General features: G+C 58.0%; 8 protein-coding genes. 7 read left to right on the top strand and 1 reads right to left on the bottom strand.

Annotated elements, in window-relative coordinates; all coding sequences use genetic code 11:
- Positions 1-66: 66 nt before the first annotated feature.
- On the bottom strand, positions 67-1,128 hold the full coding sequence (gene bioB, locus DT594_RS15980; protein ID WP_149333764.1) for a biotin synthase BioB: 1,062 nt from the start codon (positions 1,126-1,128) through the stop codon (positions 67-69).
- An 85-nt stretch (positions 1,129-1,213) separates the two neighbouring features.
- On the opposite strand from bioB, the gene DT594_RS15975 reads away from it, so the two are divergent.
- From DT594_RS15975 to rhlB, 7 genes are all read left to right on the top strand, one after another.
- The gene (locus tag DT594_RS15975; RefSeq protein ID WP_149333762.1) at positions 1,214-1,948 is read left to right on the top strand and encodes a ComFC family protein; all 735 of its coding nucleotides are present in this window, start codon (positions 1,214-1,216) and stop codon (positions 1,946-1,948) included.
- A gap of 132 nt (positions 1,949-2,080) precedes the next feature.
- On the top strand, positions 2,081-3,061 hold the full coding sequence (locus DT594_RS15970) for a serine/threonine protein kinase (protein ID WP_096345667.1): 981 nt from the start codon (positions 2,081-2,083) through the stop codon (positions 3,059-3,061).
- A gap of 88 nt (positions 3,062-3,149) precedes the next feature.
- Positions 3,150-4,952, top strand: a complete 1,803-nt coding sequence (locus tag DT594_RS15965; RefSeq protein WP_149333760.1) for an acyl-CoA dehydrogenase — start codon at positions 3,150-3,152, stop codon at positions 4,950-4,952.
- A 196-nt stretch (positions 4,953-5,148) separates the two neighbouring features.
- The gene (mscK, locus tag DT594_RS15960; RefSeq protein WP_149333758.1) at positions 5,149-8,496 is read left to right on the top strand and encodes a mechanosensitive channel MscK; all 3,348 of its coding nucleotides are present in this window, start codon (positions 5,149-5,151) and stop codon (positions 8,494-8,496) included.
- Positions 8,497-8,603: 107 nt separating this feature from the next.
- Entirely contained in the window at positions 8,604-9,170 is a 567-nt protein-coding gene (gene efpL / locus DT594_RS15955; RefSeq protein ID WP_149333756.1) for an elongation factor P-like protein EfpL, read from the top strand.
- Positions 9,171-9,238: 68 nt separating this feature from the next.
- Entirely contained in the window at positions 9,239-9,895 is a 657-nt protein-coding gene (locus tag DT594_RS15950) for an alpha/beta hydrolase (RefSeq protein ID WP_149333754.1), read from the top strand.
- Between the two features lie 113 nt (positions 9,896-10,008).
- The gene (rhlB, locus tag DT594_RS15945; protein ID WP_149333752.1) at positions 10,009-11,559 is read left to right on the top strand and encodes an ATP-dependent RNA helicase RhlB; all 1,551 of its coding nucleotides are present in this window, start codon (positions 10,009-10,011) and stop codon (positions 11,557-11,559) included.
- Positions 11,560-11,688: the final 129 nt, after the last annotated feature.

The following is an 11,688-nucleotide window of genomic DNA, read 5'->3' as shown; positions in this document are numbered from 1 at the left end:
AGGCCGAGGGTGTTGAAGGCACCCGCGGCTTGCCGCTCGTCGCTGAAAGCTTGCTGCTGCGGTTAATCAGCCCGCCGCATTCACGAACATTTCACTGTCGCGCTGTTCAACCAGCGCCTGCTCGATGGCCGCCTGGTGAACCTCGTCGTCATGCTCTTCACGCTCTTCAGGCTTGATGCCCAGGCGGTCGAACAGACGCATGTCCTTCTCGGCCTGCGGGTTGGACGTGGTCAGCAAACGATCGCCGTAGAAGATCGAATTGGCGCCAGCGAAGAACGCCAGGGCCTGGGTTTGTTCGTTCATCTGCTCACGGCCAGCGGACAGGCGCACATGGGATTTTGGCATCATGATTCGCGCCACGGCCAAGGTGCGAATGAAATCGAAGGGATCAACATCGGCTTCGTTTTCCAGCGGGGTGCCCTTGACCTTGACCAGCATGTTGATCGGCACGCTTTCCGGGTGCTCAGGCAGATTGGCCAGTTGGATCAGCAGGCCGGCGCGGTCTTCCAGCGACTCACCCATGCCGAGAATACCGCCCGAACAGATCTTCATGCCGGCGTCGCGCACGTAAGACAGTGTCTCCAGGCGGTCGCCGAAGGTGCGGGTGGTAATGATATTGCCGTAGAACTCTGGCGAGGTGTCCAGATTGTGGTTGTAGTAATCCAACCCGGCTTCAGCCAGCTCGCGCGTCTGTTCCTTGGTCAACTTGCCCAGGGTCATGCAGGTCTCCAGGCCGAGCTTGCGCACGCCTTTGACCATTTCCAGGACGTAGGGCATGTCCTTGTCAGACGGGTGCTTCCAGGCCGCGCCCATGCAGAAGCGGGTTGCGCCAATGGCTTTGGCGGCGACGGCTTCATCCAGGACCTTCTGCACTTCCAGCAGCTTTTCCTTGTCCAGCCCGGTGTTGTAGTGACCCGACTGCGGGCAGTACTTGCAGTCTTCCGGACAGGCACCGGTCTTGATCGACAACAGGGTTGAAACCTGCACCCGGTTGGCATCGAAGTGTTGGCGGTGTACGGTTTGCGCCTGGAACATCAAATCATTGAAGGGCTGGCGAAACAGCGCCAGCACTTCGGCTGGCTTCCAGTTATGACGGGTGACGGAGGTGGTCAAGGATGAAACTGTCATGAATAGAATCCTGAAATAGGGATGAACAACCATCTATATTTAAGCTATGCACGCATGATAGCGACGGCAGGGAGGCTGTCAACCATTGCAAATCGCCAAGGTTTACAACTGGCTAAATAATGACCAGTCGAGCCATTGTCTTTTATGCCTGAGTGGCAACTCGACTGATCATCGCGCTTCTGTTCAACAAGGGCTGTGCGAGCCCTGCCGACGCGATCTGCCCTGGCTCGGTACACGCTGCCGCCAATGCGCCTTGCCGCTGCCTTTTGCCGGCCAGCTCTGCGGGAAGTGCCAGCAGCATCCCCCGGCTTATTCGCAGGTGATTTGTCCGTTTCTCTACCGTTTTCCGCTGGATAGTCTGGTGCCCGCCTTCAAGTACCACAACCAACTGATTTACGGTCGCCTTCTCGCGCACCTGTTAACCGATTACGTCACCTATGCGTATCAGGAACAGCAGCACGCTTTGCCGGACGCGCTGATCCCCATGCCTTTGTATCGCCAACGCCAGGCGCAACGCGGCTTCAATCAGGCCCTGGAGTTGGCTCGACCCATAGCGCGAGCATTAGCCTGCCCCTTGCTAAGCTCGGCGCTCAAGCGGGTGCAAGCTACCCACACCCAGCAAGGCCTTACCGCGCAGCAACGCAAACACAACCTCAGGGGCGCGTTCGCCTGTTCCGCACCCGACAAGGTGGCTGGCCTGCATCTGGCGCTGATTGATGACGTATTGACTACCGGCGCCACCGCCGACGAGGCCGCTCATACCTTGCTGCAGGCTGGTGCGCACAGCGTGAGCGTCTGGTGCGTGGCCAGAACGCCCTAGTATCTGACGGGTTATTTGCCGCGTTAAAGGACCGGGAATACCGCTGTTACTACAGTCAGTTACATTGCGCCGTTACCCGAGTGTGCCGGGATGTGACACCATGGCAGCCTAATTCGGTCTGGCGGAGCTACCATGGACTCGCAACATCCTTTTGCCCTGCTTACCCCCGACACCGTGCTGGATGCGGTGGAATCGCTGGGGTTTCTTAGCGATGCCCGCACTCTGACGCTGAACAGCTACGAGAATCGCGTGTTTCAGATTGGCATTGAAGGCGAACAACCTCTGATCGCCAAGTTCTATCGCCCGGACCGCTGGAGCGATGAAGCCATTCTCGAAGAACATGAGTATTCGCTGGAGCTGGCCGACCGCGATATTCCGGTTATCCCGCCGATGCAGATCGACGGCCGCACCTTGTTCGAATTCGCCGGCTTTCGCTTCAGCCTGTTCAAGCGCTTTGGCGGTCGCGCGCCTGAACTGGATAATCCTGATCACTTATTGATGCTCGGCCGCCTGCTCGGCCGCCTGCATGCGGTTGGTGCGATGAAGCCGTTCAAGCACCGGCCGACACTGACGGTGCAGAATTTCGGCCATGACAGCCTGGCCTGGCTGCGCGAATCGGGCATAGTCCCGGAAAATCTGCGCCCGGCGTATTTCTCCGTGGCCGATGATCTGATGCAGGTGATCGATCAGCGCATGCAGGCCAATCCTTATTCCACCATCCGCCTGCACGGCGATCTGCATGTCGGCAATCTGCTCTGGCGCGACGAGAGCCTGTATATGGTGGATATGGACGATTGCCGTCAGGGTCCCGCGATCCAGGATCTGTGGATGATGCTGTCCGGCGATCACAACCAACGCCAGGGGCAGTTGGCCGAGCTGGTGGAGGGCTATAATGAGTTTTATGATTTCGATCCACGGCAACTGGCGCTGATCGAATCCCTGCGCACGCTGCGCCTGGTGCATTACAGCGCCTGGCTGGCCCGCCGCTGGGACGATCCGGCGTTCCCCCGGCACTTCCCCTGGTTTGCCAGTGAGCGCTATTGGGCCGATCAGGTACTGACGCTGCGCGAACAGCGCGCCGCACTGGATGAGCCGCTGCTCCGATTGTTCTGATCAGGCCGTATAAGAGATATCAATGGCCGTTCCCAGTCACCTTTTGACTGAATACACTGCAACGCATCTTTTTTGAGAGGCAACGAGCATGACCGACACACTCCTCGACTCCCGCAATCTGGCCTTCGAACTGTACGAAGTGCTAGATGCCGAAGGTCTGACCCAGCGCCCACGCTTCGCTGACCATAACCGTGAAACGTTCGACGCGGCGATTGGCACTGCACGCACCATCGCGGACAAGTACTTCGCTCCGCACAACCGCAAAAGCGACGAAAACGAGCCCAAGTACGTGGATGGTGCGGCTGAACTGATTCCAGAAATCAAGCCAGCGGTCGATGCCTTCCTGGAAGCCGGCTTTCTGAACGCCACGCGCACTTTCGAGCAGGGCGGCATGCAGATGCCCAACCTGCTGTCGCAAGCCTGCTTTGCGCATTTTCAGTCCGCCAATGCCGCGACCTCTTCCTACGCGATGCTGACCATGGGCGCGGCTAACCTGATTGAAGCTTTCGGCAATGACGAGCAGAAGCAACGCTTCCTGCAGCCGATGATCGAGGGCCGCTTCTTCGGCACCATGGCGCTGACCGAGCCGCACGCTGGCTCGTCCCTGTCGGATATCCGCACCAAGGCAGAACCCGCTGAAGATGGCAGTTACCGCCTGAAAGGCAACAAGGTGTATATCTCCGGCGGCGACCACCCGCTGTCAGACAACATCGTGCACATGGTTCTGGCCAAGCTGCCCGACGCGCCTCCGGGCGTCAAAGGCATCTCGCTGTTTATCGTGCCCAAGTTCCTGGTCAATGATGACGGCAGTGTCGGCGCACGCAATGACGTCGCCCTCGCAGGCCTGTTCCACAAGATGGGCTGGCGCGGTACAACCTCAACCGCGCTGAACTTTGGCGAAAAAGGCGAGTGCGTAGGTTACCTCGTAGGTAAGCCGCACCAGGGCTTGAGCTACATGTTTCAGATGATGAACGAAGCACGTATCGGCGTCGGTATGGGCGCAACCATGCTCGGCTACGCCGGTTACCTGTACTCGCTGGAATACGCCCGCGATCGCCCACAAGGCCGCCTGCCAGATGGCAAGGACCCCAGCTCCGCTCAGGTAGCGATCGTCGAACACACCGACATCAAACGTCTGTTGCTGACGCAGAAGGCCTACGTGGAAGGCGCCTTTGACCTGGGCTTGTATGCCGCACGCCTGTTCGACGACACTGAAACCCTGGAGACCGAGGAGCAGCGCCGCACTGCGCTGGAACTGCTGGATCTGCTGACGCCCATCGTCAAATCCTGGCCGTCGGAGTTCTGCCTCAAGGCTAACGAGCACGCGATTCAGATTCTTGGCGGTGCCGGTTATACCCGCGAGTATCCGGTTGAGCAGTACTACCGTGACAACCGTCTGAACCCGATCCACGAAGGCACCCACGGCATCCAGTCGCTGGATCTGCTCGGCCGTAAGGTGGCAATGAACAACGGCGCTGCGCTCAAGCAACTGTCTAGCCTGATTCAAGCTACTTGCGCCCGCGCCAGTGAGTACGACTCGCTGAACGCACTGCGCGAGCCGCTGGAAAAACTGCACGCGCATATCGGCAAGGTCACCATGGCGCTGCTGGGCGATATGGGTCAGGGCAAGATCAACCAGGCCCTGGCCAACTCGGCGCTGTACCTGAACACCTTCGGGCACATGGTCATCGGCTGGCGCTGGCTGGAGCAAGCCGTTTGCGCCGAGCGCGGACTAGCCAACGGCAAAGCCAGCGACGCTGATTTCTATCGTGGCAAGCTGCAAGCCGCGCGTTTCTTCCTGACCTGGGAAGTACCGGCCTGCCATCACGCGCTGAGCATTCTGGAAAATCGCGACGATACCTGCCTGGAAATGCAGAACGACTGGTTCTGAGTCAGACCTTGGAATTTGCCGTAATTTCCACCGTAGTAATCCGTCGTAGCTTTTCCTTCGTACTTTGCTGACAGCCGCCCTTCGGGGCGGCTTTTTTGTGTCAGCGCGGCTGTTTGCCTGACGCTCGGCCAAAGCCGCTTCCCAATATCATCAGGTAGGACTAACCTTCTGCACAGGATCATTCTGGACATTTTTCATGCCGCGTTTTCTTAAACTGTTTTGCTGTGCCCTGCTTCTGGGGCAATGGGCCCTGGCCAGTCATGCCGTAGCCCAGTCGGAAATCGACAACGCCATCGAATCCCTGCAGGCCGAAATTCAGACCCTGGCCGAAAGCACCCAGCCCGACGCGGAAAAACGCGAATTCCAGGAAGCCTATCAGAACACCCTGACCTACCTTGAGCGCAGTAAGCAGTTAGCGGAGGACACCAAAAAACTCGAGGAGGAGCTACAGCAGGCCCCGGAGAAAATACGGGCCGCCCGCCAGCAGATGTTGAACTTGCGGGCGCAGGATTCCGATAGCGTACGCCGCCAATTTACCAGCCAGAACCTGGGCTCCCTGGAGGACCTGCTCGGCGAAAAAGTCGGGCAGATGTTCACCTGGCAAAATACCCTGACCAGCGTCAACAGCGACCTGATTGCAGCGCAGACTCGGCCTGAACGTACCCAGGCACAAGTCTCGGCTAACCAGACGCGCGAACAGGCCATCGTCGAGCAAATACGCATATTGCAGCGCCAGCCGGACACCCGCATCAACCAAGCCAACCTGCGTATGCTGACCGCGGAACAGGAAAGCCTGCAGTTGAACAACCGCTTTATGCGCAGGCAGTTGAGCGCCAACAGTCTGCTGCAGGATCTGGCTACCCAGAAACGCGATCTGCTCAAGCAACAGATTGATGATATCGAGCGCGAAGTCGGCATCCTTCAGGAAGTGATCAACGAAAAACGTCGCAGCCAGTCCGAACAGACTGTCAGCGAAGCGACTGAGGCACTGGAAACCACCGAAAACGAGCTGCTGCGCGAACAGGGCGGCCTCAACCAGCGCCTCAGTGAAGAACTGCTGGCCGCGACCACGCGCGTCGGCGAGCTGACCAGCAAGAATATCCAGACGCTGCAACAAATCGAAAGCATGAACCAGATCGACAGCGCGCTGGAGCAGCAGATCGACGTGCTGGAGGGCAGCGTACTGCTCTCGCGCATCCTCCATCAGCAAAAACGCGCGCTACCCGATGTTCGGCTGGATAACAGCGTTGCCGACCAGATAGCCGATTTGCGTTTACGCCAGTTTGAACTCAACAGCCTGCGTGACGAATTGAGCAGGCCGCAAGCCTATCTCGACGAATTGCTCGGCCGCGTGCCGGAAGATTTGCGCGAGAACCTGCGTGACGATATGCAACTGGTCATTGATAGCCGAATCAACCTGGTCGACCAGCTCAGTAACAACATCAACGTTCTGCTAAGCCAGGCGATTACATTACAGATAAATCAACGCCAGTTGCAGCAGTTGAGCGGCGACCTCCGACAAACCATTGATGACCGATTGTTCTGGGTTGCCAGCAACCGGCGGATAGACCGCGCCTGGCTGATGACATTTGGTGAGCAGGCGCAGCAACAGTTCAAGAACATGGAACTGCTTACTCAGGCCAAGCACGCGTTTATTACCCTGGAGGAAAAATGGCCCTGGCTGCTGGTCCTGGCAGCGCTGGTGGCGTTACATACCGGGTACCGTAAAAGAATCAAACAGAAACTCTTCACATTGAACGAAGATGTAGGTCATTTCCGCCGCGATACCGTTTATCACACGCCCAAGGCGATTGCGCTGAGCGCGCTTAAAGTGCTGCCGGTGCCGGTGGTGCTGGCAGCGCTGGGCCTGCTACTGAGCCGTAGCGATGAGGCAGGCATGCCGGTGATTGGCGCCGCACTGCTGAAACTGTCAATCGCCTGGTTCATTCTGCATCTGCTGTACCGCGTGCTCGACCCCAAAGGGATTGCTGTGCGGCATTTTCGCTGGGAAGCCAACCTGGTGCATCGCCTGCACAGGCTGACCCGCAATCTCGCCTGGATCATGTTGCCGGTGGTATTGATCATCAGTCTGAACGCGGAAATACCTGAGCAGCAGACCAACGACGTGGTCGGGCGCTTCATGATGATGGCCGGCATGTTGCTACTTTGCGTCTTGCTGGGCCGGATGATGTTGCGCAGCGAGCCGCTGTACAACTCGCGAGTGCTGCACTTTACCGCGATGCTGGTGCTGACGCTGACGCCCTTGGCACTGGCGGGCATGACCTACTGGGGCTATCACTACACTTCGACAAAGCTCGCCGATCGCTTTATCGATACGCTGTACCTGATAGTGCTGTGGATGCTGGTAGAAGGTACCGTGGTGCGCAATCTGAGCGTCGCCGGCCGCCGGCTGGCCTATCAACGGGCGATGGCCAAGCGCGAAGCTGCGCAGAACCGTGAAGGCCAGGAGAACGAAGCAGGGATCGAAATCCCCGAGATGGATATTCAGCAGATCAATCAACAATCCCTACGGCTGACCAAGCTGGGCATTCTCGTGCTGTTTGGCATTTTGGTCTATTTCGTCTGGTCCGATCTGGTCAGTGCGGCCTATTATCTGGAGTCGGTCACCCTGTGGGAGTACGCCAGCGGTACGCCGGAAAATCCGTCTACCACAGCGATGACCGCCGGAGACGTACTGGGAGCTCTGCTGATAGTGGTCTTCACCGTGACGCTGGCGCGCAACCTGCCCGGCCTGCTGGAGATTCTGGTGCTGTCGCGCATGAAGCTGGAACAGGGCAGCAGCTACGCCATAACCACGTTGCTTAGCTACATCATCGTCAGTATCGGTGTTATCAGCGGTCTGTCCGCACTTGGGGTCAGTTGGGACAAGCTCCAATGGCTGGTAGCGGCGCTCAGTGTCGGCCTGGGTTTCGGCCTCCAGGAAATTTTCGCCAATTTCGTGTCCGGTCTGATCATCCTGTTTGAAAAGCCTATCCGTATCGGCGATGTGGTGACCATCGGAGAGCTCTCGGGGACGGTCAATCGCATACGTATTCGCGCCACTACCATCACCGACTTTGACCGCAAGGAAATCATCGTTCCGAACAAGACCTTCGTGACCGATCACCTGATCAACTGGTCGCTCTCGGATACCATTACCCGGGTGATCATCAAGGTCGGCGTGGCCTACGGCTCTGACCTGGCAAAAACCAAGGAACTGATGATGCAGGCGGCCACCAGCAACCCCCGGGTACTGAAGGACCCCGAGCCGCTGGTGTTGTTTCTCAACTTCAGTGACTCCACGCTTGAGCATGAATTGCGCATTCACGTGCGCGAGCTGATTGACCGGAATATGGCTATCGATGAAATCAACCGGGAAATTGACCGCTTGTTCGAGGAGAATGGCATTGAGATCGCCTTCCGCCAACTGGATATCAATCTGCGCACCAGCTCAGGAGTTGAAAAAAAGGTACTCAGCCAATTGCTCGACGAAAAGCCTCCAGAGCCTGAATCACCCCAGCCTGATAGCCCCGCGTCGCTCTAAAACACCGTTGAGCCGCTGCGCCGGGGGCCCCACCCCCGGCGCTTGATGCCTTCATACAAATACCCGCACAATATCCGTCTTCAACTTCCACCCGAGTATGCCGTTCCATGCCCAGAGCCGCCGAACTGAAAAAAGGCCAGATCGTCCAGATCAACAGCCAGCCGTACATCGTCTCGCATATCGAAGTGAAAAGCCCTTCGTCGCGCAGCGGTACGACCTTGTACAAGGTACGTTTCAACCATGTGCAGACCAAGCAGAAGCTGGACCAGAGCCTGACCGGTGATGACATGCTCGCCTCTATCGACTTTCAGAAGCGCGCTGTGCAGTTTCTCTATCTCGACGCTGACGGCTACACCTTTATGGACAATGAGGACTTCAGCCAGTACACCCTGACGGCAGACCAACTGGAAGACCAGATTCCCTACCTGCATGACGGTATCGCCGGTCTGTACGGTCTGATTGTCGAGGGCAACCTGGTTGGCGTGGAGTTGCCCGCAGTAGTGGAAATGCCCATCGAAGAAACACCCCCGGCGATTAAAGGCTCCTCCGCCAGCGCCCGAACCAAGACGGCTCGCTTTGCTACCGGCCTGGAAATTCAGATCCCTGAATACCTGGAAACGGGCGAGACACTGCGCATCAATACCGAAACCGGGAAATTCATGTCGCGCGCCTGAGTGTCAGGCTCCAAGCAGGGGCGCCATATACGGCGTATCCCAATCCGACTCTCCACAAGGAATTACTCATGTCACAGCCCCATGTCATCGAACCCTCTACCACGACGCGCCACTGCGTTATCTGGCTGCACGGCCTGGGTGCCGACCGTTTCGACTTTGTTCCGGTAGTCGATGCCCTGGATCTGCCAGATGATCACGGCATTCGGTTTATTTTTCCCCAGGCGCCAACGCGGCCGGTCACCATCAATGGTGGTTTCCCGATGCCAAGCTGGTACGACATCCTGGGCATGGCTCCCGCGCGGGCGATCAGCCACGAACAGATGCAGGAATCGGCGGACACGGTTCTGAGCCTGGTTAATCAGCAGATCGCTGCCGGCGTTCCGGCGGAACACATCATCCTTGCCGGCTTTTCCCAGGGCGGCGCCGTGGTCTTGCATGCTGCGATGCAAAGTGACCTGACGTTGGGCGGCGTCATGGCCCTTTCTACCTACGGCCCCACTCTCGACACCCTGGTCGAAGGTAGAACTGCGCGGCCGCTGGCGGTTTTCTGCGCTCACGGCCTGAACGATGAGATGGTCAAAACCACTCTGGGCCGCCAGGCACACGACGTGCTGGAAGCCGCGGGCCACCAGGTTGAATGGCATGACTACCCCATGGGCCACGAAGTCTGCCCAGCACAAATTGCCGACATTCGGCAGTGGTTGATCACCCGCCTGGGACTGTAATCCGGATGCCCCGGCCGGATTGATCAAAAATTAACCGGCCAGGGCTTCGCGAATACAAAACGTTGCAGTACACTGCTGGGTGAATATCCATTTGCCCACACTGAGAGATGCCTGTGCTCAAAGCACTGAAGAGTCTGTTCAAGCCGCAAGACAAGCCTCAAGCCCAGCCGCAGCCTGCCACATCTAGCCCTCGTACTAGCTCTGCCGCTGACGCAAGAAAAAGCCCGTCTGTTGCCGCAAATACCGTTGCCAGTAATACCGCCAATGGGCGCCCGGCTGGCAAACAACGACCGCGCAAAGACAAACCCGTGGCGCAACCGGCTGAGCCCATTACACCCTGGGCACGTGAGGACTTCTCGGTCGAGCCGGCCGAAGGCAAGACCCGCTTTCATGATTTCGACCTCCCCGACAGCCTGATGCGCGCGATTCAGGATCAGGGCTTCAGTTACTGCACACCGATTCAGGCACAGGTATTGGGCAGCACGCTCAAGGGTCAGGATGCCATCGGCCGGGCACAGACCGGTACCGGCAAGACAGCTGCGTTTCTGATCTCGACCATCACTCAACTGCTGGAAACTCCCCCGCCGGATGAACGCTTTATGGGCGAGCCGCGTGCACTGATCATTGCGCCAACCCGCGAACTGGTGATGCAGATTGCCAACGATGCGGTAGGCCTGACCAAGCATTGCCCATTGAACGTGATGGCGTTTGTCGGCGGCATGGATTTCGACAAACAGATCAAACAGCTGGAAAAGCAGCATTGCGACATTCTGGTCGCCACCCCGGGTCGCCTGCTGGATTTCTGCAACCGCGGTGAAGTGCATCTGGACCTGATCGAGGTATTGATCCTGGATGAAGCCGATCGCATGCTGGATATGGGCTTTATTCCGCAAGTACGTCAGATCATCCGCCAGACCCCGCGCAAGGGCGACCGGCAAACGCTGCTGTTTTCCGCGACCTTCAGCGACGACGTGATGAACCTGTCCCAGCAATGGACTCAGGATCCGGCCATCGTCGAGATAGAGCCAGAGCGTGCCGCCTCGGAGAATGTCGATCAGCAGGTTTACGCCGTGACCGGCAGCGACAAGTACAAGCTGCTGTACAACCTGATTACGCAACTTGATCTGACCCGGGTCATGGTATTCGCCAACCGCAAGGATCAGGTACGCCGTATTCAGGAGCGACTGGTACGGGATGGCATCAATGCCGCCCAGCTATCCGGTGATGTACCGCAGCACAAACGCGTCAAGACGCTGGACAGCTTCAAGGATGGCAGCCTGCGCGTGCTGGTAGCCACCGATGTTGCCGGCCGCGGCATTCACGTTGACGGTATCAGCCACGTGATCAACTATACCTTGCCAGACGATCCTGAAGATTACGTGCACCGTATTGGTCGCACCGGCCGCGCCGGCGCCAAGGGCACGTCGATCAGCTTCGCCTGCGAGGATGACGCGTTCCAGATTCCCCCTATCGAAGTTCTGCTGGGCAACAAGCTGGTGTGTATTCCGCCGGAAATGCATCTGCTCAAAGCCCTGCCCCAGCGCCATCAGAGCGCCGACGAGAAAGCCGCCAGCGATGCCAACGAAGCCGAACAGGCAGCAGCAGCGGCAGCCAACAAGAAACGTGCGAGTGGACGTGACGGACAGCGGGGAAACCGGCGCTAGAAACGTTTTTCATCTCACCGGGCCAATGACTATAACGTGGTTTTTTGGCCCCTGAACATGCCCGTTCGTCGCCTGCAACATTTATTTCCAGTTTGGCTTTTTTGCGCTTGTGAAGGTCATTTGAACTGC

The sequence above is a fragment of the Halopseudomonas laoshanensis genome, assembly GCF_008365385.1.
Taxonomy (GTDB): Bacteria; Pseudomonadota; Gammaproteobacteria; order Pseudomonadales; family Pseudomonadaceae; genus Halopseudomonas; species Halopseudomonas laoshanensis.
This window is presented reverse-complemented; position numbering and strand designations above follow the sequence as displayed.